General features: G+C 64.3%; 31 protein-coding genes and 1 tRNA gene. 14 read left to right on the top strand and 18 right to left on the bottom strand.

Annotation, left to right across the window (positions count from 1 at the left end; translation table 11 throughout):
• Positions 1-257: 257 nt before the first annotated feature.
• The 10 genes from KYT87_RS04675 to KYT87_RS04630 all read right to left on the bottom strand — a co-directional run bounded on the left by KYT87_RS04675 (position 258) and on the right by KYT87_RS04630 (position 8,254).
• Positions 258-698, bottom strand: coding sequence for a single-stranded DNA-binding protein (locus tag KYT87_RS04675; protein WP_003098976.1), 441 nt, complete (start codon positions 696-698; stop codon positions 258-260).
• Between the two features lie 73 nt (positions 699-771).
• Entirely contained in the window at positions 772-1,299 is a 528-nt protein-coding gene (locus KYT87_RS04670) for a DUF3158 family protein (protein ID WP_003098978.1), read from the bottom strand.
• Positions 1,296-2,087, bottom strand: coding sequence for a PFL_4669 family integrating conjugative element protein (locus KYT87_RS04665; RefSeq protein ID WP_003098981.1), 792 nt, complete (start codon positions 2,085-2,087; stop codon positions 1,296-1,298). The genes KYT87_RS04670 and KYT87_RS04665 overlap by 4 nt, the downstream gene beginning before the upstream one ends.
• Positions 2,088-2,516: 429 nt before the next feature.
• A complete protein-coding gene (locus tag KYT87_RS04660) occupies positions 2,517-3,755 on the bottom strand; it encodes an STY4528 family pathogenicity island replication protein (RefSeq protein WP_005408896.1) in 1,239 nt (412 codons plus the stop codon).
• Between the two features lie 3 nt (positions 3,756-3,758).
• Positions 3,759-4,319 (bottom strand): DUF2857 domain-containing protein, encoded by a 561-nt coding sequence (locus tag KYT87_RS04655; protein ID WP_003090097.1) that lies wholly within the window; start codon positions 4,317-4,319, stop codon positions 3,759-3,761.
• A gap of 14 nt (positions 4,320-4,333) precedes the next feature.
• On the bottom strand, positions 4,334-6,013 hold the full coding sequence (locus KYT87_RS04650; protein ID WP_003098985.1) for a ParB family protein: 1,680 nt from the start codon (positions 6,011-6,013) through the stop codon (positions 4,334-4,336).
• On the bottom strand, positions 6,006-6,275 hold the full coding sequence (locus KYT87_RS04645) for a hypothetical protein (RefSeq protein ID WP_003050422.1): 270 nt from the start codon (positions 6,273-6,275) through the stop codon (positions 6,006-6,008). The genes KYT87_RS04650 and KYT87_RS04645 overlap by 8 nt, the downstream gene beginning before the upstream one ends.
• Entirely contained in the window at positions 6,259-7,134 is an 876-nt protein-coding gene (locus tag KYT87_RS04640; RefSeq protein WP_003098988.1) for a ParA family protein, read from the bottom strand. The genes KYT87_RS04645 and KYT87_RS04640 overlap by 17 nt, the downstream gene beginning before the upstream one ends.
• Before the next feature lie 42 nt (positions 7,135-7,176).
• Complete coding sequence (locus KYT87_RS04635) at positions 7,177-7,389, bottom strand: AlpA family transcriptional regulator (protein ID WP_003090093.1); 213 nt, start codon at positions 7,387-7,389, stop codon at positions 7,177-7,179.
• Between the two features lie 118 nt (positions 7,390-7,507).
• A complete protein-coding gene (locus KYT87_RS04630) occupies positions 7,508-8,254 on the bottom strand; it encodes a hypothetical protein (RefSeq protein WP_003098991.1) in 747 nt (248 codons plus the stop codon).
• A gap of 450 nt (positions 8,255-8,704) precedes the next feature.
• On the opposite strand from KYT87_RS04630, the gene KYT87_RS04625 reads away from it, so the two are divergent.
• The 4 genes from KYT87_RS04625 to KYT87_RS04610 all read left to right on the top strand — a co-directional run bounded on the left by KYT87_RS04625 (position 8,705) and on the right by KYT87_RS04610 (position 10,751).
• Positions 8,705-9,205: a DUF305 domain-containing protein gene (locus KYT87_RS04625; RefSeq protein WP_003098996.1), complete on the top strand. Its 501-nt coding sequence runs from the start codon at positions 8,705-8,707 to the stop codon at positions 9,203-9,205.
• Between the two features lie 460 nt (positions 9,206-9,665).
• Positions 9,666-9,739, top strand: a tRNA-Cys gene (locus KYT87_RS04620).
• A 101-nt stretch (positions 9,740-9,840) separates the two neighbouring features.
• Positions 9,841-10,158, top strand: a complete 318-nt coding sequence (locus KYT87_RS04615) for a hypothetical protein (RefSeq protein WP_104143678.1) — start codon at positions 9,841-9,843, stop codon at positions 10,156-10,158.
• A 2-nt stretch (positions 10,159-10,160) separates the two neighbouring features.
• Positions 10,161-10,751 carry a DUF2946 family protein gene (locus KYT87_RS04610; RefSeq protein ID WP_219991774.1) on the top strand — a complete coding sequence of 197 codons (591 nt, stop codon included), beginning with the start codon at positions 10,161-10,163 and terminating at the stop codon, positions 10,749-10,751.
• A 60-nt stretch (positions 10,752-10,811) separates the two neighbouring features.
• Here KYT87_RS04610 and KYT87_RS04605 read toward each other — a convergent pair whose 3' ends face one another.
• On the bottom strand, positions 10,812-11,213 hold the full coding sequence (locus KYT87_RS04605; protein WP_219991773.1) for a DoxX family protein: 402 nt from the start codon (positions 11,211-11,213) through the stop codon (positions 10,812-10,814).
• 128 nt (positions 11,214-11,341) lie between these two features.
• Here KYT87_RS04605 and KYT87_RS04600 point away from each other — a divergent pair, with 128 nt between their 5' ends.
• The 5 genes from KYT87_RS04600 to KYT87_RS04580 all read left to right on the top strand — a co-directional run bounded on the left by KYT87_RS04600 (position 11,342) and on the right by KYT87_RS04580 (position 15,567).
• Positions 11,342-12,274 carry a LysR family transcriptional regulator gene (locus KYT87_RS04600; RefSeq protein ID WP_255593904.1) on the top strand — a complete coding sequence of 311 codons (933 nt, stop codon included), beginning with the start codon at positions 11,342-11,344 and terminating at the stop codon, positions 12,272-12,274.
• Positions 12,275-12,284: 10 nt separating this feature from the next.
• The gene (locus tag KYT87_RS04595; protein WP_046803466.1) at positions 12,285-12,866 is read left to right on the top strand and encodes an NUDIX hydrolase; all 582 of its coding nucleotides are present in this window, start codon (positions 12,285-12,287) and stop codon (positions 12,864-12,866) included.
• Entirely contained in the window at positions 12,863-13,675 is an 813-nt protein-coding gene (gene aat, locus KYT87_RS04590) for a leucyl/phenylalanyl-tRNA--protein transferase (protein WP_255593902.1), read from the top strand. The genes KYT87_RS04595 and aat overlap by 4 nt, the downstream gene beginning before the upstream one ends.
• Positions 13,676-13,722: 47 nt before the next feature.
• On the top strand, positions 13,723-14,457 hold the full coding sequence (locus KYT87_RS04585; protein ID WP_104143552.1) for an arginyltransferase: 735 nt from the start codon (positions 13,723-13,725) through the stop codon (positions 14,455-14,457).
• Positions 14,458-14,523: 66 nt separating this feature from the next.
• Positions 14,524-15,567, top strand: coding sequence for a quinone-dependent dihydroorotate dehydrogenase (locus tag KYT87_RS04580; protein ID WP_219991772.1), 1,044 nt, complete (start codon positions 14,524-14,526; stop codon positions 15,565-15,567).
• Between the two features lie 146 nt (positions 15,568-15,713).
• Here KYT87_RS04580 and KYT87_RS04575 read toward each other — a convergent pair whose 3' ends face one another.
• Entirely contained in the window at positions 15,714-16,292 is a 579-nt protein-coding gene (locus tag KYT87_RS04575) for a phasin family protein (RefSeq protein WP_046803469.1), read from the bottom strand.
• 382 nt (positions 16,293-16,674) lie between these two features.
• Here KYT87_RS04575 and KYT87_RS04570 point away from each other — a divergent pair, with 382 nt between their 5' ends.
• On the top strand, positions 16,675-17,652 hold the full coding sequence (locus KYT87_RS04570) for a tripartite tricarboxylate transporter substrate binding protein BugD (RefSeq protein ID WP_104143549.1): 978 nt from the start codon (positions 16,675-16,677) through the stop codon (positions 17,650-17,652).
• A gap of 90 nt (positions 17,653-17,742) precedes the next feature.
• Here KYT87_RS04570 and KYT87_RS04565 read toward each other — a convergent pair whose 3' ends face one another.
• The 3 genes from KYT87_RS04565 to KYT87_RS04555 all read right to left on the bottom strand — a co-directional run bounded on the left by KYT87_RS04565 (position 17,743) and on the right by KYT87_RS04555 (position 20,389).
• Positions 17,743-18,606, bottom strand: coding sequence for an IclR family transcriptional regulator (locus KYT87_RS04565; RefSeq protein ID WP_104143548.1), 864 nt, complete (start codon positions 18,604-18,606; stop codon positions 17,743-17,745).
• A 123-nt stretch (positions 18,607-18,729) separates the two neighbouring features.
• Positions 18,730-19,545, bottom strand: a complete 816-nt coding sequence (locus tag KYT87_RS04560) for a molybdopterin-binding protein (RefSeq protein ID WP_046803472.1) — start codon at positions 19,543-19,545, stop codon at positions 18,730-18,732.
• A gap of 34 nt (positions 19,546-19,579) precedes the next feature.
• Positions 19,580-20,389, bottom strand: coding sequence for an EI24 domain-containing protein (locus KYT87_RS04555; protein ID WP_046803473.1), 810 nt, complete (start codon positions 20,387-20,389; stop codon positions 19,580-19,582).
• A gap of 65 nt (positions 20,390-20,454) precedes the next feature.
• Here KYT87_RS04555 and KYT87_RS04550 point away from each other — a divergent pair, with 65 nt between their 5' ends.
• Entirely contained in the window at positions 20,455-20,838 is a 384-nt protein-coding gene (locus KYT87_RS04550) for a thioredoxin family protein (RefSeq protein WP_104143546.1), read from the top strand.
• A gap of 73 nt (positions 20,839-20,911) precedes the next feature.
• On the opposite strand, the gene KYT87_RS04545 is transcribed toward KYT87_RS04550, so the two are convergent.
• The 3 genes from KYT87_RS04545 to KYT87_RS04535 form a co-directional block, all read right to left on the bottom strand.
• Complete coding sequence (locus KYT87_RS04545) at positions 20,912-22,402, bottom strand: DEAD/DEAH box helicase (RefSeq protein ID WP_104143545.1); 1,491 nt, start codon at positions 22,400-22,402, stop codon at positions 20,912-20,914.
• A gap of 382 nt (positions 22,403-22,784) precedes the next feature.
• Positions 22,785-23,120 (bottom strand): AzlD domain-containing protein, encoded by a 336-nt coding sequence (locus KYT87_RS04540; RefSeq protein WP_046803475.1) that lies wholly within the window; start codon positions 23,118-23,120, stop codon positions 22,785-22,787.
• Complete coding sequence (locus KYT87_RS04535) at positions 23,117-23,866, bottom strand: AzlC family ABC transporter permease (protein WP_046803476.1); 750 nt, start codon at positions 23,864-23,866, stop codon at positions 23,117-23,119. Before KYT87_RS04535 ends, KYT87_RS04540 begins: the two co-directional genes overlap by 4 nt.
• Before the next feature lie 298 nt (positions 23,867-24,164).
• On the opposite strand from KYT87_RS04535, the gene KYT87_RS04530 reads away from it, so the two are divergent.
• Genes KYT87_RS04530 through KYT87_RS04520 form a run of 3 tightly spaced genes read left to right on the top strand, consistent with a single transcriptional unit; the run spans position 24,165 to position 25,964 of the window.
• Positions 24,165-24,380, top strand: coding sequence for a zinc-finger domain-containing protein (locus KYT87_RS04530; RefSeq protein ID WP_006217686.1), 216 nt, complete (start codon positions 24,165-24,167; stop codon positions 24,378-24,380).
• A 43-nt stretch (positions 24,381-24,423) separates the two neighbouring features.
• Positions 24,424-24,846 (top strand): nuclear transport factor 2 family protein, encoded by a 423-nt coding sequence (locus tag KYT87_RS04525; RefSeq protein WP_006217685.1) that lies wholly within the window; start codon positions 24,424-24,426, stop codon positions 24,844-24,846.
• A gap of 17 nt (positions 24,847-24,863) precedes the next feature.
• On the top strand, positions 24,864-25,964 hold the full coding sequence (locus tag KYT87_RS04520; protein WP_046803477.1) for a YheT family hydrolase: 1,101 nt from the start codon (positions 24,864-24,866) through the stop codon (positions 25,962-25,964).
• Positions 25,965-26,036 lie beyond the last annotated feature (72 nt).

Genomic DNA, 26,036 nt, shown 5'->3' with positions numbered 1-26,036 from the left:
CATGGAGTTGCTGGGATCGAGGATGCCGAGCGCAGCCCCTGGCAGCAGCAAACAAGCCGCATGCGGCAGCGACCGCTTTCACGCCGATGAAATGGCGAGTGCGGGGAAGGTGCGTGGCCGGAAGTGTGCGGGCCGAGAGCCGCGATTTCCGGGAGCGCGCGTGGAACTCGGTGGACGTTGGTGGAGCTATCCCCTGGGGATAATTCGCAGCGCATGGAGGGCGGCGAAGCACTGCGGCAGCCGCCCTCCATGCCCGATCACTTCCTGCGCTTGGTCTCTTTCGGCGCCGTCGATTCCTGGGTGGCCTGGGGCTTCGGCTCTGCCTCCTGTGGCTTCGGGCTGAGGGCCACAGACTCGATGCGGTACGGCAGGATGCCGACACTGCGCGCGTTGACCTGCCAAGTCTCACGCGGCTGATCTTCGTTGTCCGTCCAGGGGTCGCGCTCCATGCGGCCGACGACCAGCACCCGCATGCCCTTCTGGTAGAGCTGCTGCCAGCGGTCGGCGTCGTGGTGCCAGAGTTCCACCGGCGCCCAGAAGCCGCCGCGGTCCTCGAACTCGCCGCCCTTGGTGGGGACGGGGTTGTCGAAGTACACGTTCAGCCGGAGCAACCGGCGAGGATCGTCGTTGCCATTGGGGAATTCGCGGTACTCGGGAGGCGATCCGATGTTGCCCTCGCCGATGAATTGTGTGCTCATGTTGGAATCTCCGTGGTGGTTGAAATACCCGTGCCTCGTTGGGCTCGGGCGCGTGCTCGGATGGCAGGCGCAATCACCGATCGCGCACTGCGGCAGGAACGGACGCGAGCCGGCGCAGGTAGGTGTTGTCCGCCTGCGCGGCCTTGCTGGCGCATTCCTGTGCTTGCCTGCCCAGGGTGTGCAGCAGGCTGATCTGCATGTTCAGCATGACGCGCTGCAGTTCGATCTCGTGCAGGTCGTGCAGCAGGTTGACCGGCGTGCTGGGGCTCGCCATCAGCTCCTGCCACAACGCCACGCCCATGGCCGATCGATCGTGCTTGCGCCAGCGAAGAAAGGTCGTGCCTGCGCCAGTGGTCTGCTGGGCCAGCTCGACGGGAAGCAGGTGGAAGGGATGCCCGCACGCCTGTGGCAGCACCTGTCGCTGCGCCAGGGCAATCAACTCGTCGCGCATGGCGAAGCACTGGCTGGCCCAGGCCTCGAAGTCCCCTTTACCTTTAAAAGGCTTTAAAAGGCCTTTTAGAGAGGCCGCGTGTTCCAGCCGCATGAAGGCTGGCTGTTCCAGACGACGGAAGTAGCGCGGTTCGCGGTTCGGGTCGCTCATGCCGGTTCGTCCTCGCCGGCGGCTGTGGACTTGGCCTCGGCCGAATCGGCGGCAGCGCCTTCGTCGGTGGGAGATGCGGCTGCGGCAGCGCTATCACCACGCTGTTGCAGACCACGGCGCACGACGGGCGGCGCAAACTTCGAGCGGCGCATGCCTTCGAGCACGTCCTGCGGCAGTTCGCCGAACTTCTCCAATGCTGCCCGAGCTGCGGCGTTCTTGGCCGCGAAGTCGTCGCGGGTGCAGCCCGAGTAGCGGTATTGCTGGGCCAGGCTGAACAGGCTGCGCAGCGCGTGGGCACCTTCGTTGAGCCAGCGCTCCAACGTCGAGCGATCGATCAGCGCGGTGTGGTGGGCGAGGATCAGCTTGCGCGCGATGTCGTCGTAGTCGGCCAGGAGATAGACGGCGGCAAAGCCCAACTGCGCATTGACGAACAGCGGAAGCTTGACGGGCTGCACGTTGAGGTTCTCGCCCAGGGTCAACGCGGCGGGCACGCCGGCCAGGGCCTGGTCCACCTGGTCGCGCAGCGTCTGCAGCGTGGTCCTGGTCTGGTCGAGCTTGTCTTCGATGCGAAGCATCCACCAGTCGCTGTATGGGTCGTCCTGCTCCGAGCCGCGCTTCATCTTGTTCATGACGGCGATGTAGCCGTTCAGGCCGACGATGCCCGGTCGCCCCTCGGCGGCGGCGCGGCCATGCCAGATGCGCGAGGCGTGGTGGGTGTGCAGCGTCAGCGACATCGCGCTGCGCAGGGAGCCGAGGTTGAGTTGCAATGGTTCGTTGCTGGTTGCCATGGTGATCGCTCGCTGGTGGACAGGGAGCCGCCAGCATCCGCATGCAGCGGAAGGCAGTCAGTCAACAAACCGAAATGAGCCGACCCCCGGTTCTGTGCGCGCTGGCGGCGCAGCGCGCAACGGTCCCCTGGGGACCGCTCCGCAGATGGGCACTCACATCGGCGTTCCCGTCCTCGGTTGTTGACGGTATGCGTGCTGCACCGCACGTCGCGCTGCCGTTCGACACGATCCTTCGCCGCGCAGCCGTCCCCAGGGGACCGTTCCGTTGAGCGCCATGGAGGTCTGCTTCATGGTCTTGCATGCGCTCTACTCAGGTTTTGCGCAGCATGTCGCGCCGTCGCCCGGCGCTTCACCGCACAGCCGTCCCCAGGGGACCGTTTCTGCCGACCGCCATGGAGATCTACTTCACGGCTTTGACAAGCCCTGTGCTCAGGATTTGCGCAGCAGATCGCGCAGGCGCTCGATGTGCTGCCGGGCCACCTCGGGCGGCACGACGTTGCGCGGCGGCTCGGTTGGTGGCGCTCGCGCCGCCGATGGTGTTGGCGGTGCCGGGCCGGTCTGCTTGGCCCAGGCATTGAACTCGCCGCGCATGGCGCGCTGGATGATGCCGAACAGATAACCGGCGGGGTTGCGGATGCCATGCTTGCCGCACCGTGCGGCCCATTCGTCCAGCACGGCCTGCCGCAGGGCAGCGTCCACCTGCTGCAACGCCATCTTGGCTCCGGCCTGCTGTTCCGCCTTCAGTTCCGCGAAGCGCTTGGGCCATTGCAGGTCGCCCAGCGCACGCGCCTGCGCGGTAGTACGTACTTCATCAATATGACTACTACGTACTGTACGGTCCTGCTTCGAATTCCGAAGAGCGCCGTCTGGCGCGGGTTTCGGCCCTGCTTCGGATTCCGAAGATGGGCGATCGCCATTCCGAAGAAGGCTCGCGGGCCCTTCTTCGGAATCGTGGACCGCATCCTCCTGTGGATAACTTTCGGAGGCGGTGATGCCCTGGTCGGCCAGGCGCTCGGCGAGCACTTGCAGCCGCGACGGCAAGGTGCGTCCGGACAGCATCGGGTCGTCCGCGATCTCCTGGAGGGTGTTGAGTCCCACCACCTGGACGGCCTTGGCCGAATGCCCCAGCGACTGGCTGACCAGGGCCAGGTAGTCGGCGTCGAGTTGCATCGCCTCGAACGGCGTCAGCGGTTCGTCGTGCAGGACGTAGAGGTTGCCGAGGATGCGACCGGTCTTGGGGTCGCGCCGTCGTCGCACGAGGCTCAGCCAGCGCGTCAGGCGCAGCAGCGTCAGCGCCCGCGCCACGGTCTCATGGGAGGCCTGGCCTGCGCAGGGCATCGACGCCAGCCAGGGGCGCAACTGCTCATAGGTGGGAAATGCCGTGACGCCATCGTCGTTGAGCATCAATCGGAACACCTGCCAGGCGTTGCGCTCCAGCGGTGTCAGGCGGCGGTCGAGGAACAGCCGCCGCGGCACGCTCCCGTGCCGATTGCCACTGAACAGGAAGGCGTCGCCGGACGTAGGAGGCGTGGGCGTTGGAGCAGGCAGGGACGCGGGAGCGCCAGAGCTGGACTTGGGCGCGAGGTCCTTCAGCGCAGCGTCGAACAGGTCGGCGAGTGCGATGGGGCCAGGGCGCTGGGCTCGTGGGGCGGTGTCGTCCACGGCCATGGCCTAGCCCAATCCCTGATCGACCCAGTTCCTGATCGCGGCCCAGACCACCGAGAGCGGCAGCGACATGCCCTCGGCCAGGTCCATGGCCGCATCGAGAATCGAGGTCTCGTCCTCCAGATCGACGTTCCTGCTGCTGGTCACGGCTTTCCATTGCCGCCACAGTTCGGTGTCCTGGGTCTCGTCCAGGACGGGGTGGCGCCCCTTGCGCTTGGGCAGGCCGAGGATCTCCCGCCGCAGGGCGACTTCCTGATGGGTCAGGCCATAGAAGCGGCTGACCATCTCCGTGCTGGCCCCCAGCCGCAGCATGCGATCGACCGTGGCGATTTCCTTCTCCACGTCCTGTGCCTGGTTGAGCAGGCGCTGCAGCACTTCGCGGTTGACCGTGACCGAGCACCACGAGACGCTGGCGTTGGCCAGCACGCTGATCAGCGCGGGGTGCTTGAGCGCATCCAGCTCGGCCTCGCCGAAGCCCATGGCCTTGCAGCGGCGCAGTTGGCCGTTGCGAAGGTCATACAGCGCCTGGGCAATCACGGCCTGGTTGAGCGGATGCGATGTGGACATGCGGCCTCCCTCGCTCACGTCCCGGGCGCCGTGGTGCCGGCTTCCAGGTCCAGCAGACGCCGGGCGAGGCGCAGCAGCCGAAAGAGCTTGACCAACGCCGTGTCGCTCAAGCGCCTTGCGCCGCTGCCATGGCCTTGGCTCTGGCCGTGCAACAGGGTCGGCAGGTCGGCGGCGAGCTGCGCGCCGTCCAGGCCCGCTTCGGCGACGGGCTGACCCGTCAGGGAAGTGAGCAGCGTCAGCACCGCGCGGCCGAGCGGCGACGGGGCTTGGCCGCGGGCGCGGCACGCAAACCCGATGCCATCGGCGCGATCCTCGATGCACTCGTCCAGGCCTGCCTCCCCGGCGATCTCGCGCGCGAACTGCGCGATGTGGATGCGCAGCCGATCGGGCGTGTCCAGGCCGGCGTCGATGTACCAGACGTCGGAGATCGGATAGAGTCCGCCGAGTTGCACCGGGATGGACTGCAGCACGCTCGCCGAGAAGTCGGGCGGCAGCGCATCGCCCAACTGGTCGGCGACCATGCGCTGGATCGATTGGAGCCGTTCTGTCGTCGGTGCTGGCGAGACGATGTGCTCGCGAAGCAGATCGCCCGGTGCGGCCGGCTGGCTTCCCGTGGCCGCTTCGCCAACCGCCGTGTCGTCGTGGCGCAAGGTGGGCTCGGACGCCGGAGGGCTGGCGGGTGGAGGACCGGCCGCCGCTGCAGGCGTGGCGATGGACGATGCTGCGCCCGGCGGAGTCGGCGTGCCGGCGGTGGGCGAAGGCAACGCCGGCTGCGCCGCAGGTGGCGTCGGGTCACTGACCAGCGCCCGGTGGCGGCTTTCCGATTCGGTCAGGTCCAGCGCCAGCACGTCGTAGCCGATGCCCAGCAGCTCGGACATCTGGCCGATCAGCTCGTCTTGCACGCGCTGCGGCGCGAACTCGTCGCCCTGCGTGTCGAACTGCGCCAGCACCTCCTGAAAGAAACTGTCGAAGTCCAGCGGCAGCGAACGGTCCTTGGCGTAGTGCTCCCAGGTGCGTTTGCAGGCCGTGCGCATGACCGACAGCCGCTCGACCTGGTGGCGCCCCAGGCCGCCATAGAGCACAGTGGGAATGGCGGGCAGCAGGTAGCGCACCGCGTCGGCCATGCGGGTGATGTGCGACCGCTGGACGGGGAAGCCATCGGCCGCCAGGCGGCGGGCCAGTTCCGACTGGCTCAGGGCGGCGCCGCTCTCCTGCTCGTAGAACTCCCGTGCTTTCTCGACGCCGAGCGCGCGCTCGATGAACGTGAGGCCGCCGCGCAGTTCGTTCTCGGCAAGATGCCCGGTCAGCGCGACGATTTCACCGCGCTCCGGCCATGGTCGGAACAGGCACGATATGCGGAAGAAGCGTTCTTCCTTGGTCTCCGACCAGAGTTCGCGCAGGATCGCCAGTCGCGTGTTGCCGCCGTTGCGGATGATGTAGTGGTCCTCGCCGGGCCTGCGCGTGATGGCCGGCGCCGCGTCCAGGCCGCGCTCGCGGATGGATGCCTTGATTTCCTCGTAAGCCGGGTTGCGCTTCATGCGCGGGTCATGGTCGTAGGGCCGCAACTGGTCCAGCGTCACGACCATGGGCGTGTCCGCGATCGGGTCGCTCAAGGCCGTAGCCGCTGGGCCGCTGCGCTCGAAGCCGGCCGCGAGCAGCTTGCCTGCCATGTCCTGCGAGGTCATGTCAGCCATGGCCGCACCCCTCGCAGTCCCCACGACCGCCGGCCGGCGCCATGCGGGCCTCTCGCTCGGCGCGGCGGATCTGCGCACGGGCGTTCAATTCGGCCCGGTGGTCACTCGCTGTCGAACTCGTGTAGATCGCCGCGCAGCCGGCCTTGGTGAACTTGAGGTGCCCGCCCGGCGTGCGCTTGACGTGCCAGCCCTCACCGACCGCGAACTCGATCAGGGCGCGCAGCCGCTTGTGGCCGCGGGCCAGCTCATGTGCGTTCGCCATGGGGCCTCCCAGGATCAAGAGGTCGCTGCGGGCGGCCGGATACTTGAGCCAGTCGGTCCTGCCATTGCGGGAACAACTCGCTGGCGAGCGCGCGCATCGTGTCGAGCGCGGCAGGGGCGACTCTGCCGGGCGGCTGGCGGTGCTCGACCCGATGCACCGGCAGGCCGCGCGTTGCGGCACGTGGATACGCTTCTATGGCCGGCACGTCGGTGGCGAGCACGCGGATGCCGGCGCTGTCCTGGAACAGGTCGCGCAAGGCCTGCTGGATCAGCCGTGCGTTGGCGGACACCGGGTGGACGCGGTTGATGAGCAAGTGCAGCGGCGGCGGTTCGATGCCCAGGTGCCGGTACGGCGCAATGTCTTCGAGCAACTGCATGGTGCCGCGCCGCAGCTCGCGTGCCGCGAGGATCTCCGGCGTGACGGGCGACAGCGCGAGATCGGAGGCGAGCACCGCCATCTCCAGCAGCACGGAACGCGCGCCCTGGGTGTCGATCAGCACCAGGTCGTAGAGGGGAGCAAGTGCTGGCAGCAGATGCCGCAACCGCAGGCGGCCATCCGGCGCATGCAGCAACAACGTGTTCAGCTCGCCCCGGTGGTCGTCGGACAGCACCAGGTCCAGGCCCGCGATGATCGTGCGGGACACGAGCTGGCCAAGGTCGCGCTCGTTGAAGGCCAACAGCTCATAGATGCCGCCCGGCGCGCGCTGGGTCAGTTCGTAGTAGGAGGACAAGGTGGGCTGCACGTCGAGATCGAGCAGCAGCACGCGCAGGCCCGCGTCCGCGGCGAGCCCGCCCAGGTTGGCGGCCGTCGTGGTCTTGCCGACGCCGCCCTTCGTTGAAATGATGGACACGACCTGCATGGCGCTCTCCGGCTGGGAATGGGAAGTCCGCGGGAGAGCGGGTCAGGTCCGGTGGTTGAGGCGCTCGGCGATCCACTGGTCGATTTCGATCGAATCCCAGCCGACAGCGCGCACGCCCAGGCGCAGCGCCTGAGGGAACTGGCGCTTCTTCATCAGGTTGTAGATGTGGGCGCGTTTGAAGCCGGACTTCGCTTCGACTTCATCGAGCCGCAGGATGCGGCGCTCGTTCGGCGGGAGTACAGGGGTCTGCGACATGGCGGTCACTCCTGAACGCTCGGTGGCGTTTGTTGGCGTGACCTCTATTCAATAGACCTGGCTGCGGAAAGACATTGCAAATGCAATCTCCGCGATTGCACATACAAGCTGGATAACCTCATGCGCTTGCGCTACGAACGTACCTCTTAGCGTTGGCGAACTTTCCGTTTAAGGTGCGCTCAGTGATGCCCATGGTGCCGCCGTAGTGGGCGACCAATGCAGAGACAAGGGCCTCCTGCGTTTTGAAGCTGGAATAGGGCACGCCTGAAGGCGACTGGCTCAGCATCAGCGTCAACATCCCTCCAATGATGTTGAGATAGGTCGTTTCCGCCCGTTCGCTGATCTCGCATTGCTTGGATGCCAACAGCACCGAGGATTGCTTGAGTAGCGTGTCGTGCTGCTCCTGCAGTTCTCGCATCTCACGTCGGGCTTGTTCAAGCGCGGCCTGAAGGGCCAGCCGCTCCACGAGGATCGCCTGTCCTGTTTCCATGGTGATGAAAGGATGCGCCATGCGTTCGCCACGGCTGAACAGAAATCCTGGCCGGTGCTCGGGATAGTGGGTGCGCATCCAGCGTTTTAGATCGACATGGCGAACAGTCAGATCCAGAGAATTGAGCAGGTTCGGATCATTGAGCGTGATCCCGTTCTTGCCGTAGGGCAGCTCTCCGTTGAGGATGCCGTCATAGATACGTTCCGAGTGCAGCCGGCACTCATTCCATCGAGGGCAGTTCAGCGACCGAGGCAGGACACGCGGTGACGCGATCGTGGCCAGGATCATCGGGAGATACCGCAGCAACCCAGCCCATCGGATGGCCGCCTCGATGGGACGATAGAACACCTTTGATGTTGAAATGTCCTTGTGCATGTCTTCGTCTCCTTTCGGGTGCGCTACATCACCGGCTCCTTTCTTGCCCAAGGGCTGTTGTGTCGTTATGGCCTGCGACGGACGCTTGAGGCGATGCCCTAAGCGAAGGCGGAGGAGGCCATTGGCGTCCGCCGCAGGTGGCCTTGTCTTGCTTGATATGCAAGAATCGATCAGTTGCCGGCCCATCGAGCGATGAGGACGCAAGCTCGATATTGGCGCTCACGGTACCAGCGTCATAGGTGGCGCAAAGCCCATCAAGACCGATTTGGTATGGTCTGATATCCAGACGGTTCAAGACCAGCGAGTTGAAGCGTTCGACGCCCCTACGTCCAGTTGGGGACTGGAAATCAGCGGTTAGTGATGCATCGCTCCACATGCTGATATATCGACAAAGTATCTGCCGCAGTACCAGTGACCCTGCCAGGTTGCCCCAGCACATAGGAGACGGAGATGGCTGAACATTCCCATGAACATCAACATCACACATCCGGTCAGATGGGTAAGCACGGCCGACCATACGCCAAGTTCTGGGTGAACATGGTGTTGGGCCTCGTCGTCATGTACTTCGTAATGTTCAGCATGATCGACGGCGCCAGGGACTTCAGAAACAATCTCAACATGCTCTACATGGCGGTCACTATGTGGGCGCCAATGGGCATCTTCATGCTAGCGACAATGCCCGGCATGTTTCCAAACCGGCGGCTCAATCTCGTGCTGTACGGCTTGTTTGCCGTTCTCACACTCGGTTCTTTTGCCGCTACCCGTGCTCAAACCGGAATCGGCGATCGACAGTTCATCGCGTCTATGGTCCCGCACCATTCGGGAGCGATCCTCATGTGCCGCGAGGCGCAGCTCTCAGATCCGGAACTCGTCAACCTATGCCAAGCGATTTCCGATGGCCAGCGCGCGGAGATCGAGCAGATGAACCGGATTGCTGCACGCCTTCGTTGAGGCTGGCTGCCACTACACTGGCGCCGCGTTGCGCTCCGGCGAAGTTAGCCGCAGCGATGTAAAGATGAGTACTTGCGGTGTTCCGATGCCGGCGGTTGTGTCCTACAGCCGTCCAGGTGCCAGGTAGTCCACGCGACACCACCCCGCGCTGCCTGCGGAGCGAGCGCAAGTCATGATCGTCGCAAGTTGGAGTTCGATAGCGAACCCGCTCAGCAGCTGGACGCATCAGGCGTAACGACGGGTGGATGGATCATCCTTGGACGCTGGTGGAAGTGGTTGGATGAACTTTGTTGCCGAGGGCGAAAAACAAGGCTATAATTGAGTTCTTCGCTGATCACCACAGTGGAGAAAGTGATTGGGAAACAGAGACTTAGCGCTCTAGTGCATGACTCGTTTCCCGCTCCAAATACAAGAAGGAAGCATCGGCCAACACCGCGCTTCCTTTTTTCTTGCAAGTGCTGGCGCAATGGCAGAGTGGTTATGCAGCGGATTGCAAATCCGTGTACGTCGGTTCGATTCCGGCTTGCGCCTCCAGCATCTTTCCCCCCCTCCCCCCAGCATCTCGTTACGCATCCCTACGCGCTGACAATCGAATGATTGCTAAGGTGACGCCGTTTTCCATTGACGTCGACACTATGCACCGCATTCTGAATTTTCGCGCTCGTTCCCCCGTGCTTGCCCTGTCCGCCGCCGCGATGTTGACGTTGGCGCCGATAGCGGCCGAAGCCGACTCCGACCGCCATCATCATCGCCATGGGCGTGAGTACAAAGAAAAGTACTGGGATGGCGCGTGCAAGGTCGAGCGCAAATGGAAGCGCAACGGCGAATATCAGGAAAAGCGCAAGTGCCGCGATGACTATCGCGAAGGCTATTACGCCGCGCCGCAGGTCGTGATGCCGATGCCCGCGCCTGCCATCGTCATCACCCCGCCTTCAATCATCATCCGGCCCTGAACATGGATCAATCGGTGAAGGACGCCATTGCCCGCTGGCCCAACGTGCCGGCCGTGTATGGCTGGCTGTCGCTGGACGGGCGTGGGCGTTGGCGACTGCATCCGCAGGGGCAGGCTGCGCAAGGCGGGCCGGGCGAATCCATCACCAATGCCCAGATCCTGGATTTCATGAATCGGAATTATGAACACGATGACGCGGGCCGCTGGTTTTTCCAGAACGGCCCGCAACGCGTGTTCGTGCGGCTGGATGGCGCGCCCTTCGTGCTGCGCCTGAACGACGACAATCACGGGTTGCGCACGCACACGGATGCGGCGGTCGACGTCGTCAGCGCCTGGTGGCTGGACGATGGCGGCCAGCTATATGCGTCCACGCCGGCGGGCGCCGGACTAGTGCTGGACCGTGATCTGCCCGCCCTGCTGGAAAAACTGTCGACCGGAGACGGCGCGCCGGTCCTGGACGCCCTGGCAAGCTTGGCGCCTGACGCTGAGATCACCGTGTCATGGCCGGGCGTCTACGCCCCCGCGCCGCTGCGCGCGATCACGCGGCAGGAGGTGGCGCGCCGCCTGGGCTTCGAGCCAAATCCGGCCGCGTAGCGCCAGAACTGCGGCGGGGCAACACGGGGCGGCTACTGGCAACACAAGGCGTTGCGGGAATCAGCCCCGGCCGCTTTTGACCAGGGCAAATTTGCCATCGCCCAGCAGCATCAGCGCGGCGGCCGCCACGGTCAGGAAGATGGGATATTCCCAGCCGCCGCCCGCGTTGCCAAAGCCCCAGCCATTGCCAAAGTGCACGGTCGACGCCACGAACAACTGCACCACCGCGATGGCCGCCACCCAGCGCGGCACGATGCCCAGGATAAGCAGCACGCCCGCGCCCACTTCAAAGAACGTGACCGGATAGGCCAGCCAGCCGGCAAAGCCGATCTTGGCGAAGAACTGGGCGGTGCCGGGCAGCGTGAAGACCAGCAGCTTGGTCAGGCCATGGGCCAGGAACATGACGCCAAGCGCCACGCGCAGCAACAGCGCGGCATAGGGAGCGGTACGGGTATCGATCATGGCAAATCCTTCTGGGTAGCGCGGATCGTCCAAGACCGGACGATGCATCAGGCCGCCATTCTTACGATTCCAAAAACAAAGATAAATAGGCAGAATTGCAAATTATTGTTCCCCGATAGGAAACAATCTTGGACACTCACACCGCCATGCAGACCTACGCCAAGGTCGTCGAGCTTGGCTCGTTCGCGGCAGCCGCCGACAAGATGGGCCAGGCGCGTTCGGTCGTGACGCGGCAGATCGCCTACCTGGAACAGAAGTACGGCGTGCGCCTGTTGAACCGCACCACCCGCAAACTCAGCATGACGGACGCGGGGCGCGCCTTCTACGAGCGCGTCCGGCCGATCCTGGCGGAAGTGGCCGACCTGGAGCTGTCGCTACAGGCCGAAGGCCAGCGCCCCAGCGGCCGTTTGCGCGTCAGCGCGCCCGTGTCGTTCGGCATCCTGCACCTGGGCCCCGCCATTGCCGAATACCTGCAACGTTATCCCGACGTCATCATCGACCTGGACCTGAACGACCGCGTGGTGGATCTGGTCGAGGACGGCTACGACGTGGCGGTGCGCATCGGTCCGCTTCAGGATTCATCGTTGGTTGCGCGCCCGCTGGCGCCTCAGCAGTTGCTGGTCTGCGCGGCGCCGGCCTACCTGAAGCAGCACGGCACGCCGACCACCCCGGAAGACTTGAAGCAGCATCGCTGCCTGCACTATTCCTACGCCAGCACCGGCAATGAATGGCATTTCGAGAAGGACGGCGTGACGCATCTGGTGCGGGTGAACGCAGCGCTGCGCGCCAATAACGGCGATGTACTGCGCACGGCGGCGCTGGCGGGCCACGGCGTTATCCTGCAACCCGAATTCCTGGTCGGCGACGACATTCGCGCGGGGCGCCTGGTGGCCTTGCTGGCCGACTATGCGCACACACCCATCTCCATGTACGCCATCTATCCGCATCGCCGCTTCCTGTCGCCCAAGGTCCGCTCTTTTGTCGAGCATCTTGAAGAGCGGTTTGGCGGCATTGCGCCGGCCACCCCAGGGGGACGCGCCACGGCGCGCCGCAGCCGTTAGAATCCTACCCATGACCGCGAAACCGTCCATCGAATACTTCCCCGCCCCCCGCCGTTCGCTTTTTTGCAGCCAGTGCGCCACGCCCATCACCCGCCGGGTGCCGGAAGGCGACAACCGTGAGCGCGACGTCTGCGATCACTGCGGCGCGATCCACTACCAGAACCCGCGGTTGGTGGTTGGCACGGTGCCCGTGTGGGAAAACCGCGTACTGCTCTGCCGCCGTGCGATCGAACCGCGCTACAACACCTGGACGCTGCCGGCGGGTTTCATGGAATTGGGCGAAAGCACGGCACAAGGCGCGGCCCGCGAAACGCTGGAAGAGTCCGGCGCGCGCATTCAGCTTGGCGAGCTCTACACCATGATCGACCTGCCGCAGATCGACCAGGTGCACGTGTTCTATCTGGCCCAGGCGCTAGGCCCCGAACTGGACCCCGGCCCCGAAAGCCTGGAAGCCCGCTGGTACGACGAAGCCGACATTCCCTGGGACGACCTGGCGTTTCGCACGGTGGTAACGACCTTGCAACACTACTTCGACGACCGACGCCAAGGCGCGTTCGTGCCCCATCACTACACCCTAGAATCGCACCGTTGAAGCTGCCCTGGCTTGCCGTCGACACCCCGTTTCCGCCAGCGGAATATGCGCTGACGGAACCCGACGGCCTGCTTGCGGCGGGCGCGAACCTGTCGATGGACAGGCTGATCCAGGCTTACTCGAACGGCATCTTTCCCTGGTATTCCGAAGGCGAGCCCGTGCTGTGGTGGAGCCCCGACCCGCGCATGGTGCTGGCCACCAAGGATTTTTCGCCGTCCCATTCGCTGCGTAAGCTGCTGCGGCAGATCGCAGCGCAGGAAATCGACGCCCAGCCGCGCGTGCAAGTGCGTGTCGACACGGTGTTTTCGAGGGTCATGGCGCAATGCGCCGCGCCGCGTGACGGCCAACCGGGCACCTGGATCACCGCCGCCATGCAGCAGGCGTATGCCGAATGGCACCGGGCGGGCTACGTGCACAGCATCGAAACCTGGATCGATGGCGAGCTCGCCGGTGGCCTGTACGGCATCAGCCTGGGGCGCATGTTCTTTGGCGAATCCATGTTTACGCTCGCCCCTAACGCGTCGAAGATCGCGCTGGCGTACCTGGTTCGCTACCTGGCCGCGCAAGGCGTCGAGCGCATCGATTGCCAGCAGCAGACCCAGCATCTGGCCAGCCTGGGCGCACGCCCGATACCGCGCGCGCAGTTCCTGCAACATGTACGCCGGGCTACCGCCCAGCCTCCGATTTTCTGGGCGCCGGGCACGCTGGACAGCCTGGGCCGCCTGTTGCCCGCGACCCGTTCCACATCCCACCAGGCAGCGGAACCGACGCGGGATTCAGCGTCCGATGCAACGCCACTTAAGCGTTAATATGTAGCCATCGCGTCGCGGACGTACCGCGCGATGCGCACTTCCCCATGAGCCAGCTCAAAGAACTTCCCTTCTCCACGCTGCAGTTCTATGCAACCGCGCCTTACCCGTGCAGCTACCTGCCGGGCCGCCAGGCGCGGTCGCAGGTTGCCGCGCCCGGGCATCTGATCAACGCGGGCACCTATTCCCAACTGGTCGAACAGGGCTTTCGCCGTAGCGGTCTGTTCACGTACCGTCCCCATTGCGACAACTGCCATGCCTGCGTGCCGGTGCGTGTCGACACGTCGGGCTTTGCCCCCAACCGCAGCCAGCGGCGGGCGTGGCGCGATCACCAATCGTTGCAGTCGTTCGTTGCGGAATTGGCGTGGTCGCCCGAGCACTACCGGCTGTATACGCGCTACCAGCAAGGCCGGCATCCGGGCGGCGGCATGGACGAGGACAGCCGCACGCAATATGCGCAGTTTCTGCTGACCAGCCGGGTCAACACGCGGCTGGTTGAATTTCGCGACGCGGACGGTGTGCTGATGATGGTGTCCATCATCGACGTGCTGGATGACGGGCTGTCGTCGGTCTATACCTTTTACGACCCCGATATCGAGGGCAGCCTGGGCACCTACAGCATCCTGTGGCAGATCGAGCAGTGCCGCACGTTGAACCTGCCGTGGCTGTACCTGGGCTACTGGATCGCCGAAAGCCGCAAGATGTCTTACAAGTCCAGCTTCCAACCCGCGCAGTTTCTTGTCGACGGGGAATGGCGGAATCAGGACTACCTGTCCCTTTGATCGTGCCGTACGGTGCGCGGCCCGATTGCGGCAAGCGCGGCGAAATTGGCTCTACAATTCCGCCCCATGTCTATCCTCTTCCACGCCTACCCCCTGGCCCGCCCGGCGCTTTTTGCCATGGACGCGGAAACCGCCCACGAAGTCACGCTGTCGGGCCTGCAACGCGCCTATGAATGCGGCGCGACGCGCAAGCTGATGCGTGCGCAGCCCTCGGCGCCTAGCACGCTGATGGGCATGCGGCTGGCCAACCCCATCGGGCTGGCGGCGGGCCTGGACAAGAACGGCGCCTATATCGACGCGCTGGGTAACCTGGGCTTTGGTTTCATTGAAGTCGGCACCGTGACGCCTCGCGCGCAACCCGGCAACCCCAAGCCGCGCATGTTCCGCTTGCCGCGCGCCAACGCGCTGATCAACCGGCTGGGCTTCAACAACCAGGGCCTGCCCGCGTTCCTGGCGAACGTGCAGCGCAGCCAGTGGCGCAAGCAAGGCGGCATCCTGGGCCTGAATATCGGAAAGAACGCGGACACGCCGATCGAGCGCGCCGCTGATGACTACCTGATCGGGCTGGAGGGCGTGTACCCGCATGCCGATTACGTGACGGTGAATATTTCGTCGCCCAACACCAAGAATTTGCGCGCGCTGCAAAGCGGGGACGAGCTCTCTGCCTTGTTGGCGCAACTGGCCGACAAGCGCCGTGCGCTGGAAGACCAGCACCAGCGCCGCGTGCCCATGGCGGTAAAGATCGCCCCCGACCTGACCGAAGAACAGATCGACGCCATCGCCGACACGCTGCCCCGCCATGGCATTGACGGCGTCATCGCCACCAACACCACGCTGTCGCGCGATGCGGTCACCGGTCAGGCGCATGCCGAAGAGGCCGGCGGCCTGTCGGGCGCGCCGGTGCACGAGCTGTCATTGAAAGTGATTCGCCGCCTGAAGGCTCAGCTGGGCAACAGCCTGGCGATTATCGGAGTGGGCGGGGTGTTGTCGGGCGCACAGGCCCGCGAAAAGATGGACGCCGGCGCGGACGCCGTGCAGTTGTATACGGGCTTGATCTACCGGGGCCCCGCCCTGGTGGCCGAATGCGTGCGGGCTACGGCAAAGCGCTGAACGCTGCCTCCCCACGCTCGCGGCGCGCAGCGCAAGATGCGGGACAAAAAAAAGGGGCCACCCGGTGGGTGGCCCTAATTCCAGCTCTGCTCTGTCACTCAACAGTACTACATTACTGCGATTTGCGCAGCATCGCGCGCCAGGACTCAGGCGGTGCGACGGCTACGGCTGGCAACCTTGGTGGCGGCGTCGGCAGCATCCGTCGCAGCCTTGAAGGTCGCGTTGGCGGCGGCATTCAGGTTCGATTCGGCGACTTCAGCGGCCTGCTTGGCAGCCTTGGTCACGGAGTCGTAGGCGCTGGTCGCGGTGGCCAGCGAGGACTTGATCAGGGCAACGGCGCTTTCCGAACCAGCCGGAGCGTTCTTCGACAGTTGGTCGACGGCTTCGCTCAGTTGCTGCTGGCTTTCAGCGATTTGCTCTTCGGTCAGCTTGACCAGGCTGCCCTGCACGCCGGCAACAATGTCGTACACGTGCTTGGTGTAAGCCATGGCCTTTTCAGCGCCCGGCTGCAGCAGGCCCGACGCAAACGCGGCGGCTTCCTGCGGATCCTTGACTTCAGAGGCTTGTTGCGACTTCTGGGCGACTTCATCCAGCGTGGCGCGCACAACCTTCATGTTCAGCTCAACCAGCTTTTCAAAGCCGGCGAAAACGGCGGACTGGGCAGCCACAAAAGTGTTGATGCTTGCCTTTTGGCGATCCAGGACTTGCTGCGGAATTGCGCTCATAGAATGCTCCTTTAGGGGTAGCCGGAAGCTTTCCGGCAAGAAGGATTGGTGTCTGCGACGAGAAATAGGAACGTGCGCGGAAACTGGTACTACAAGCTACCGCCGGCCCGTTTGATGCACTGCACAATTCACATTCTAGACTGCCACAAATTGCTGTCAAGCAGTTTTTGTGCAACGCAACAAGTATTTGCACTTTAACGGTGCAGCCGCGTGCACGCCATTGATCCAGAACAAGGTTTTGCCCTGCTTCGGGAAAAACCCGACATGACGGCGTATCAATTCTTTTCTAAACTGCTTTCACGCTGATGACAGAAAAAACAATCCATAAGTCAGCGGCCAAAAACTAAATCGCAGCAAGCAAAACCCTGCAATTGGAGACTTCATGACCTTTATTCCCCGCACGCTTACGGCCCTGCTCGCGGCCAGCGCCATGTTCGCGGCTGGCGCCGCCCAAGCGGAATTTCCGGAACGCCCCATCAATATGGTGGTGCCGTTCGCCGCAGGCGGCCCGACCGACAACGTCGCCCGATCGCTGGCCGAAGCCATGCGGCCGAGCCTGGGACAGACGGTCGTGGTTGAGAACAAGGGCGGTGCCGGCGGCACCATCGGCACCACGCAGGTTGCGCGCGCCCAGCCCGATGGCTATTCCATTCTGCTGATGCACGCCGGCTTCTCCACGGCGCCGTCCCTGTACAAGAACCCCGGCTACGACCCGTACAAGAGCTTCGAGCCCATCGGCCTGGTGGTCGACGTGCCCATGACCATCATCGCGCGTTCGGACTTCCCGCCGAACAACATCAAGGAACTGGCCGAATACGTCAAACAGAACAAGGACAAGGTCTCGCTGGCCAACGCCGGCATCGGCGCGGCCAGCCACCTGTGCGGCACCATGCTGGTGGAAGCGCTGGGCGTCCAGCTGCTGACGATTCCGTACAAGGGCACCGCGCCCGCCATGAACGATTTGCTGGGCAAGCAGGTCGACCTGCTGTGCGACCAGACCACCAACACGACGCAGCAGATCGAAAGCGGCAAGGTCAAGGCCTATGCCGTGACCAGCCTGAAGCGCGTGCCCACGCTGGACAAGCTGCCGACCATGGACGAATCCGGCTACAAGGGTTTCGAAGTGGGCATCTGGCACGGGATGTGGGTGCCCAAGGGCACGCCCAAGCCGGTGGTGGACAAGCTGATCAAGAGCCTGCAGGCCGGCCTGGCCGACCCGAAGTTCCAGGAACGCATGAAGCAGCTTGGTGCCACGGTGCTGACGGCCGAAGCCAACCCGCAGGCACTTGAGGCCAAGGTCAAGCAACAGGTTCCGCAATGGGCCGAGCTGTTCAAGAAGGCAGGCGTCGAGCAGCAATAAGCTGACGCTGACGGCCGACCCTGGCTGAATGGTAAAAAAGCCCCGAAAGGGGCTTTTTTCATGGTCCGGACCGGCGCGGGCGCGGACTGCTCAGGGCCGCAAGGCTTCCGCCGCCATGCCCAAGCCGTTGAACCCGGTGGACACCGAGGGTTCGTAGCCCAGCGCCTCGGAAATGCTGGCGGCGGTATCGACCAGCGCGCGAATCCAGTCGTCCTGCAAGCGTTCGGCCGGGGCCGAGATGGACAGCCCCGCCACCAGCTTGCCGGTATCGTCAAAAATGCCGGCTGCGATGCAACGCACGCCCAGTTCCAGTTCTTCGTTGTCGCGGGCGTACCCATGGCGCCGCACCAACGCCAGTTCACGTTCCAGGCGATCCAGGTCGGTCAGGCTGTTGCGCGTATGGCCGGCCAGGCCGGTGCGCAGCGCGTACGCGCGCACTTGGCGCGCATCGCCGGTGGACAGGAACAGCTTGCCGGTCGAGGTCAGGTGCAGCGGGGCACGGCCGCCAATGGCACGCACCACCTGCATGCCCGAGCGCTCGCTCCAGGCGCGGTCGATATAGACGATTTCGTCGCCCTGCTGGACCGACAGGTTGATGGTCTGCCCCGTTAGCTTGTGCAGGGACCGCATGGCGGAAATGGCCGCTTCGCGAACGTTCAGCCGCCCTTTCACCAGCGACCCCAATTCCAGCAGGCGCATGCCCAGCTGATACAGGCCGTTGTCCACGCGTTCAACGTAGCGTCCCACGACCAGGTCGTTCAGGATGCGGTGCGCGGTCGAGGCATGCAGGCCGGTGGTGGCCGACAATTCTTTGAGGGTGACCGGGTCCTGCTGCGCGGCCAGGGCGTCGAGCAGGCGCATGGCTCGCTCGATGACCTGAATGGCGATGGGGTGGCCGGACGCACCTTCGGTCTCGGCGTCCAGGGGAGTGCGGGGTGTCGTCAGACGGGGCATAGGGGGAGGTAGGCTCGCGCCGCAACGCCGTAAAAGACCGGCCTTGCGGCAACGCAGCAAACAGTTCTTTCCCGTATTGTGAAATTTAAGACGCCATTTTGCAATGGCTTTTTTGCGACGAGATCAAGCCGCGGCGGGCGGCGCAAGCTTTCCGCCCAGGCGCAGCACCTCGGCGCGCAGGAACTCCAGCGCCTCGGCGGCGGCCGCCGGTTCCCCTTTGACGCCCAGCTCAATATGGGGCGTTCCGCCCGCTTCGCCCACGCTGGGCAGGCTGAAGGCGCGCACGTCGGGCCAGCGGCTTTCCACGCTGACCATAGCCGGCGTAATGCGCGATTCGGGCATGCTGAACACCAGGAAAGAATGCTCGACATGGGCGCGCACATGTTGCAGCGCACGATAGCGCGTGTCCAGGGTCCATTCCAGCATCGGCCAGGCCATCACGGGAAAGCCGGGTACGAAGGTGTGGTCGTGGATGAAGAAGCCCGGGATGCGGTTGTACGGGTTGGGAACGATCTCGCAGCCTTGCGGAAACACGCCCATTTGCAGGCGCTGCTGGTTTTCGGGCGCGCTCATGTCGGCCGTGCCCTGCCCCTTGGCCGCCATTTCGGCGGTGCGCAGCGCAATCGCCTGCTCGGCCTCCGGGTGCAGCGCCAATGGCAAGCCCAGCGCGGCAGCGGCGGCTTGGCGGGTGTGGTCATCAGGCGTGCCGCCGATGCCGCCGCAGGAGAACACGACGTCGCCCGTGGCGAAGCTGCGCTTGTAGGCCGCCACCAGTGTGTCGCGGTCGTCGGGCAGGAATTCGGCCCAACCCAGTTGCATGCCGCGAGCACTGAGGAGCTCGACGACCTTTGAAAAATGCTTGTCCTGACGGCGGCCCGAGAGGATTTCGTCGCCAACGATGATAAGACCGATGCGACGGGCGGCGGATTCTGCGGCCATGTCCAGTTCCAAAACGGTAAGGGTTAAATGCCGGTCAGGCTTCGATGACACGATCCTGGCGCAAACGCCGAAGCGCTTCCAGGCCGTAGTGCGCGTAGACCAGCGCCGAAAACACCGGCAGGATAATCCAGGCGGGCGGCAGCAAGTTCAGCAGTGAACAAATAAGCCCGATGGTCCAGAAGCCGCCGTTGTTGCGTTCCAGGATCAGCTTGCGTTCTTCGGGGCTGGCGTGTTCCACGATGGCGTCCACGCGCATCATCCGCGAAAAAGCAAAGGCCCACCAGAAGATCGACAGGATGATCGCCATGGGCGGCACCAGCCACAAGGGCAGCGTCAGCACCCAGCCGGCGGCGAAGGCGGCCGATACCCAGATGGCGTTCCATACGCTGACCGCCGTCGAGAACTTGCCCTGCGGCGTCACGCTGGCATATTCGCGCTGCCCCACGTGGCGCAGCACCAGCGGCATCACGAAAACAGCGGCAATGGCCAGGCCCAGGATGCCGGACACGGGCAGCAAAATGGCGGCGGCAATGACGGGGATGAGATAGATCTTGAGCGAAAACAGGCCCATTGCGATCATCCATTCGTCGGCGCGATTCACCATGTCCCAGTGGGACACCTCGGCGCGCAGCCAGTCGGTCAATGGCGTCCAGAACAGATACAGCAACAGGAACGCGCCAACCAGCGCAATCAGGAATGGCAGCAGCACCGCGAACAGCATCGTCGGATGGCATTGCGACACCAGCGCGCGCTTGAACGCCTGGCCAACGCTGACGGCGCCCGTGCCGGCGCCAGAGAATCGGCCATTGCCGGGCGCGGCGGTATCGGGGCGTAAAGCGGTCATAAGAGCTTGAAAAAGGGGGGTGGACATCCCGGGTATGATAGTCAAACACGCCCCGATCTGCTCACATGTCTCTACTCGTACCCGGCTCTGACCTGGCCGCCTTGCGCGCGCGGCTAAGCGCAACCCCCGACACCTGGCTCATCGCCTGCTTCTGCGCGGCCTGGTGCGACACCTGCGAACAGTACAAGCCCAAGCTTGAAGCGTTGGCAGACGCCCTGCCGCAGCACGTGTTCGCCTGGATAGACATCGAAGACCATGCCGAACTGCTGGGCGATATCGATGTCGAGAACTTCCCGACTCTGCTGGTGCAAATCGGGTCGCGCGTGGTGTTCTATGGCCCCATGTTGCCGCACATCGGCCATCTGGAACGCTTGATTGAAAGCGTGGACGCGAACAGCCCGGCAGTCAGTTCCGAATTACCCGATCTGCCAAAACTGCTAGCCGCCTGATTCCCGGCACCGACAAAAAAACCCGCAAGGCCAAACGGCGTTGCGGGTTTTTTTATGCGGCGCGGGGCGGCGATCAGTTCTTGCGCGAGCCGCCCAGCAACACTGCCACCTGGCGCTTGGGCGACGACGAACCGCTGTCGTTCTTGGGCGCGGGCTCTTGCTCGGACGAAGACGACGCCGAGGGCTCGTAGGGCTTCAGGAAGAAATCATCCACCGGTTGGCGCGAGCCGCCTGACGTGTAGCCCGAGCGGCGATCGGATGAACGGCCACCGCGGTCGCCACGGCTTCCTTCACGGCTTGATTCACGCCCCTCGCGCGAGGACGAGGAAGAGGACGACGGGCGGTCTTCGCTGCGGCGATGGCTGCGCGCCACGGCGTCGGCCGGCAAGTCCAGCGTACCGCGCGGCACTTCGCGCTTGATCAGCTTTTCGATGTCGAGCAGGAAGCGTTCTTCATCCGGCGTGAACAGCGCAATGGCTTCGCCCGATGCGCCCGCGCGGCCGGTCCGGCCAATGCGGTGCACGTAGTCTTCGGCGTTGTACGGCAGGTCATAGTTGATGACGCAAGGCACGCCGGCCACGTCCAGGCCGCGCGCGGCCACGTCGGTGGCCACCAGCACTTCCAGGTCGCCGGCCTTGAAGGCTTCCAGCGCCTTCATGCGGTCGGCTTGGGTCTTGTCGCCGTGAATCGATTCGGCCTTGACGCCATCGCGTTCAAGTTCGCGGGCCAGCCGGGCCGTGCCGATCTTGGTGTTCGAAAACACGATCACCTGCTTCAGGCCGCGCGACTTCACCAGATGCACGACGGCGGCGCGCTTGGCGTCGCTGGACATCTTGTAGGCGATCTGCGTGATGGTGGTGGCAGTGGCATTGCGCGCCGCGACTTCGATCTCGACCGGCTGGTTCAGGTACGAACGGCCCAGTTTGCGGATTTCGTTGCTGAACGTGGCCGAAAACAGCAGGCCCTGACGCTGCGCGGGCAGCAGGCGGATGATGCGTTCCAGGTCGGGCAGAAAGCCCATGTCCAGCATGCGGTCCGCTTCGTCCAGCACCAGGATGCCGACCTGGCTCAGGTTCACGTTCTTTTGTTCGACGTGGTCCAGCAGGCGGCCGGGCGTGGCCACCAGGATTTCGCAGCCGCGACGCAGCGCTTCTTTTTGCGGACCGATATCCACGCCACCGAACACCACGGCGGAACGCAGGGGCGTTTGCTTGCTGTAGCGCTTGACGCTTTCGAACACCTGGTCGGCCAGCTCGCGCGTGGGCGTGAGGATCAGCGCGCGCACCGGGTGGCGCGCGGGCGAGGCGCTGGTGTTAGCCAGCGGCATCAGGCGGTGCAGGATGGGCACGGTGAACGCGGCCGTCTTGCCGGTGCCGGTCTGGGCGGCGCCCATGACGTCGCGCCCTTCCACCACGACGGGGATGGCTTGCGCCTGAATGGGCGTCGGAATGGTGTAGCCGGTTTCGGCGATGGACTGGAGCAGCAGCGGGTGCAGTCCAAAATCGGCAAACGTCGGCGCGGGCGCGTCGGCGGGGGGTGCTACGGATTGAGTGGATTCAGTCATCAGGGTTTGGCAGATACCGGGACCAGTGAAAAAGAACAAAACGAGAGTGCTACATGCACTGCACTACATATGCATCGGGGCAATCTGAATACGCGTGGTCGCATCGCGACGGCACGCAAATCGCCGCGAAGCGGATTCGGCTTCGCGGGCAATCGGCACCCTGCCTTGCAGGCCAGCGGGCGCATTCGGGATTCGATACTTATGAGGGCAGTACCAGGCCCGGATTGCTGTGGATAACGTGGATTTTAGCGCAGGCGCCCTACCACAACATCAAAGAGTGGTTTCAGACGGGTACGGCAACACCGCCAGACAACGGGCACGCCCGCTTCCAGCCGGTTTAGACTGTCCACCAGATGGACTAATCATGATCGAAAGCCGAACATCAGCCGGCCAGCCAGCGCAGCCCCCACAAGACCAGCATGCCGACCACGATCACCAGCACCGCGCTACGGGTGCGGAGAAAAACCAGGATGGCGACCAGACCGGCCACCAGCTTGTAATCGAACACCGGCCCCAAGCCCGCCTTCCAAGGCAAGAGGTCCGGCACAACGATGGCGGTCAGCGCGGCGGCGGGCGCATAGCGCAACGCGCGCCGCACGCCATCGGGCAAAGGAATGTAATCGCCGAAAAGCATGAAGCCGGCGCGCGTCAGGACGCTGCACAGGGCCAGCAACAGGATCGCCGAATAGACGTAGATCTCGGAGGGCCAGAGGGTCATGGACGCGCCTTGAAGAATCGTTCGGCCCACATGCCGGCCACGACGCCCGCGATGACGGCCGCGGCCAAGCCCAGCCGCAATGGCAGCACCTGCCCCGTCCAGGCCACCACGCCGGCGGCCAGCATGGACACCAGCATCGGCTTGGAATTGGCCAGCGGCACGGTAATCGCCAGCAGGGCCAGCACCGCCGCAAAATCCAGCGACCAGCCGGTGGGCACCATGGTGCCCAGGTAAATGCCGACGATGGAAGACGATTGCCACACCAGCCACCCCGGCACGATGGTGCCCAGGAAGAACCAGAGTTGATCGCGCGTGCCGCGTTCGGCCGAATCGCCGTAGCGCGGCATGAACAGCACGAAGCCCATATCGGTGGTGAAGTAGCCCAGCCCCAAACGCTTGGGCCAGGACAGATGCCGGAAATACGGCTGCAAGGCCGCGCCGAAAATCAGAAAGCGCAGGTTCACGACAAAGCCGGCGGCGAAGATCAGCCACAGCGGTGCGCCCGTGGCGATCAGCGGCAATGACGTCAACTGAGCCGAGCCCGCGTACAGCAAGAGCGTCATGGCCAACGCCATGGATTCGGTCAGCCCCGACTTGACCATCGCCACCCCCGTCACCAAGCCCCAGGTTGCCGTGGCGATCAACGCAGGCACGATAGCGTGCACGCCGGCGCGAAAGGCGTTCAGGCGTTGCTGGCGCACCGCGCCGGGATCTTCGGATTCAGAAAGCGCGGATTCAGAGGACAACGGCTGGCCCCTGGCGGTTCGGACAGGACGACATGGGAACTCTTACGGATTGCGTGGGCCGAATGGCACCACGCCGGTGCGCGAATAGGCCGGTATTGTAACCTCGTCGCTTGATACAATACGCGCCTGAAAATTCTTGGCTGGTCGGGCCTGGCGCGGCGCAAAATCGGCCATGGTGAATGGCCGCGTCCCGAAGTACCATCACTGGCTAAGTCAGTTGTGATTCGCGCGGTGGGTTCAATACCGGCCGCACATTGCCCAACCCGCCGTTTATCGGTTTTTTTATTCAGGAAGATCCATGACCGCTGCCCCGGCCGCCGTCCCGAACGCTCACGAAGTCATTGAAGTCGGCGCTGAAGACCTGCCCGTTTTCTGTCCCGGCCCGAAGGCGCCGCTGTGGAGCATGCACCCGCGCGTCTTCCTTGACGTGGCCCGTACCGGCTCTGCAAGCTGCGCCTACTGCGGCGCGCAATATCGCCTGAAGGCCGGCACGGTGCTGCACGGCCACCACTAAGCCAGCCGCCTTCGACGCCCAACGCCACGGTTACCGCAGCCCTATGTTTGCCACCCCCGAAGAAGCCGAACACGCGTTCTACGAAGCCCTGGAACAGGGGGACTGCGTCCGCCTGATGCAGGTGTGGGCCGACGACGAAGAAGTCGTCTGCATCCACCCCGGGGGCCTGCGCATTGTCGGCCACTCGGCGGTGCACGACTCCTGGCAGCAGGTGCTGTCCAACGGGCCGCTGCATGTCCGTCCGCTGCGCCCGCTGGTCATGCTCAGCATGATGTGCGCGGTGCACGTGCTGGTTGAACAGGTGGCGGTGCGCACGCGCGAAGGCACGCAGTTTGCAAACTGCTACGCCACGAACATCTACCACAAGGGTCCAACCGGATGGCGCATGGTCATGCATCATTCGTCGTCGGCGCCCACGGAAGCCGGGGTGCTCGACTTGCACGACGTACCCGACATGCTGCATTGAATCGGGTGGATTTTTAGTTGGCCGCTGCTCGTCTTGACTCGTCTCCATGCCCCGTCCCCTCCTGGTTACCCGGAGGCGACAGCCAGACGGTCTACGCGTCCTTGTTCGCGCAATACCACCGAATCGCCTTCGTGCGCGACCGGGTGGACACGCCCGACACCGATTTCGTGGACTTCGACTGGACCGGACCCGGCCTGTTTCCGCACAAGGCTGCCGACGGTGCGCCTGTCAGCGGACAGGGGCCGGTTGCCAATGGCAAGACCGCCGCGGCGCGATGGATGACGGCACCCGATTGGCAGTCGCTGCCGCAAACGCCCGACACCCCCGCGCTGATCCTGTTCCATGGCCTGGAAGGCGGCAGCAACAGCCGCTACGCCCAGTCCGTTGCTCATTATTTCCGCGCGCGCGGCTGGATCGTCGTCATCGCGCATTTTCGGGGTTGTTCGGGCGTGCCCAACCGCTTGGCACGCGCGTATTACTCGGGTGATTCCGCTGAAGTCGGCTTCCTGCTCAAGACCGTGCGCGACCGCATTCCGCATGCGCGCTGGCATGCGGTGGGCGTGTCGCTGGGCGGCAATGCGCTATTGAAATACCTGGGTGAACACCAGGAAGACACCACCTGGCTGACCGCCGCGGCAGGCGTTTCCGTGCCGCTGGACCTGGTCGCCTGCGGCAAGACCCTGTCCACCGGCATCTTCAACCGGCGCGTATACACCGCGCATTTCCTGAAGACGCTCAAGCACAAGGTATTGGAAAAGGCGCACCGTTTTCCTGGCGCGATCGACGTGATGCGTATCGCGCATGCGCACGACCTGCGCGAATTCGACGACACCTACACCGCGCCGATGCACGGGTTTCGCAATGCGCTGGACTACTGGACGCGCGCGTCCAGCAAGCCGTGGCTGCCCAAGATCTCGGTGCCCACGCTGGTGCTCAACGCCCGCAACGACCCCTTCATTCCGGCGGCATCGCTGCCCAAGCCGGAAGACTGCTCGCCAACCATCTTGTTGCACCAGCCCAGCGACGGCGGCCATGCCGGCTTTCCGACCGGCGCATTTCCCGCACACCTGAACTGGCTGCCCCAGCGGCTGGGCCGCTTCTTCGAAACGGGCCTGTAGCTGTAGCGGTAAGCGCGGCAGTAGTTGGCCGCTGGCACAAGCGGCGGCCGGATGACTCCGGCCATTAAGGCC

Source organism: Achromobacter sp. ES-001 (assembly GCF_019448355.1).
Lineage (GTDB): Bacteria > Pseudomonadota > Gammaproteobacteria > Burkholderiales > Burkholderiaceae_B > Achromobacter > Achromobacter spanius_B.
Note: the sequence above shows the minus strand (reverse complement) of the source record. Positions and strands in the feature narration are given on the sequence as shown.

Excerpts from the sequence above, each read along its gene's own strand:
- KYT87_RS04550 (WP_104143546.1), top strand. The coding sequence starts at position 20,455 with ATGTCTCTACTCGTACCCGGCTCTGACCTGGCCGCCTTGCGCGCGCGG.
- KYT87_RS04570 (WP_104143549.1), top strand. The coding sequence starts at position 16,675 with ATGACCTTTATTCCCCGCACGCTTACGGCCCTGCTCGCGGCCAGCGCC.
- KYT87_RS04665 (WP_003098981.1), bottom strand. The coding sequence starts at position 2,087 with ATGGCAACCAGCAACGAACCATTGCAACTCAACCTCGGCTCCCTGCGC.
- KYT87_RS04585 (WP_104143552.1), top strand. The coding sequence starts at position 13,723 with ATGAGCCAGCTCAAAGAACTTCCCTTCTCCACGCTGCAGTTCTATGCA.
- KYT87_RS04625 (WP_003098996.1), top strand. The coding sequence starts at position 8,705 with ATGGCTGAACATTCCCATGAACATCAACATCACACATCCGGTCAGATG.
- KYT87_RS04655 (WP_003090097.1), bottom strand. The coding sequence starts at position 4,319 with ATGTCCACATCGCATCCGCTCAACCAGGCCGTGATTGCCCAGGCGCTG.
- KYT87_RS04630 (WP_003098991.1), bottom strand. The coding sequence starts at position 8,254 with ATGCACAAGGACATTTCAACATCAAAGGTGTTCTATCGTCCCATCGAG.
- KYT87_RS04555 (WP_046803473.1), bottom strand. The coding sequence starts at position 20,389 with ATGACCGCTTTACGCCCCGATACCGCCGCGCCCGGCAATGGCCGATTC.
- KYT87_RS04615 (WP_104143678.1), top strand. The coding sequence starts at position 9,841 with ATGCACCGCATTCTGAATTTTCGCGCTCGTTCCCCCGTGCTTGCCCTG.
- KYT87_RS04640 (WP_003098988.1), bottom strand. The coding sequence starts at position 7,134 with ATGCAGGTCGTGTCCATCATTTCAACGAAGGGCGGCGTCGGCAAGACC.
- KYT87_RS04660 (WP_005408896.1), bottom strand. The coding sequence starts at position 3,755 with ATGGCCGTGGACGACACCGCCCCACGAGCCCAGCGCCCTGGCCCCATC.
- KYT87_RS04575 (WP_046803469.1), bottom strand. The coding sequence starts at position 16,292 with ATGAGCGCAATTCCGCAGCAAGTCCTGGATCGCCAAAAGGCAAGCATC.
- KYT87_RS04610 (WP_219991774.1), top strand. The coding sequence starts at position 10,161 with ATGGATCAATCGGTGAAGGACGCCATTGCCCGCTGGCCCAACGTGCCG.
- KYT87_RS04670 (WP_003098978.1), bottom strand. The coding sequence starts at position 1,299 with ATGAGCGACCCGAACCGCGAACCGCGCTACTTCCGTCGTCTGGAACAG.
- KYT87_RS04580 (WP_219991772.1), top strand. The coding sequence starts at position 14,524 with ATGTCTATCCTCTTCCACGCCTACCCCCTGGCCCGCCCGGCGCTTTTT.
- KYT87_RS04635 (WP_003090093.1), bottom strand. The coding sequence starts at position 7,389 with ATGTCGCAGACCCCTGTACTCCCGCCGAACGAGCGCCGCATCCTGCGG.
- KYT87_RS04530 (WP_006217686.1), top strand. The coding sequence starts at position 24,165 with ATGACCGCTGCCCCGGCCGCCGTCCCGAACGCTCACGAAGTCATTGAA.
- KYT87_RS04540 (WP_046803475.1), bottom strand. The coding sequence starts at position 23,120 with ATGACCCTCTGGCCCTCCGAGATCTACGTCTATTCGGCGATCCTGTTG.
- KYT87_RS04560 (WP_046803472.1), bottom strand. The coding sequence starts at position 19,545 with ATGGCCGCAGAATCCGCCGCCCGTCGCATCGGTCTTATCATCGTTGGC.
- KYT87_RS04565 (WP_104143548.1), bottom strand. The coding sequence starts at position 18,606 with ATGCCCCGTCTGACGACACCCCGCACTCCCCTGGACGCCGAGACCGAA.
- KYT87_RS04595 (WP_046803466.1), top strand. The coding sequence starts at position 12,285 with ATGACCGCGAAACCGTCCATCGAATACTTCCCCGCCCCCCGCCGTTCG.
- KYT87_RS04525 (WP_006217685.1), top strand. The coding sequence starts at position 24,424 with ATGTTTGCCACCCCCGAAGAAGCCGAACACGCGTTCTACGAAGCCCTG.
- KYT87_RS04645 (WP_003050422.1), bottom strand. The coding sequence starts at position 6,275 with ATGGCGAACGCACATGAGCTGGCCCGCGGCCACAAGCGGCTGCGCGCC.
- KYT87_RS04605 (WP_219991773.1), bottom strand. The coding sequence starts at position 11,213 with ATGATCGATACCCGTACCGCTCCCTATGCCGCGCTGTTGCTGCGCGTG.
- KYT87_RS04545 (WP_104143545.1), bottom strand. The coding sequence starts at position 22,402 with ATGACTGAATCCACTCAATCCGTAGCACCCCCCGCCGACGCGCCCGCG.
- KYT87_RS04675 (WP_003098976.1), bottom strand. The coding sequence starts at position 698 with ATGAGCACACAATTCATCGGCGAGGGCAACATCGGATCGCCTCCCGAG.
- KYT87_RS04650 (WP_003098985.1), bottom strand. The coding sequence starts at position 6,013 with ATGGCTGACATGACCTCGCAGGACATGGCAGGCAAGCTGCTCGCGGCC.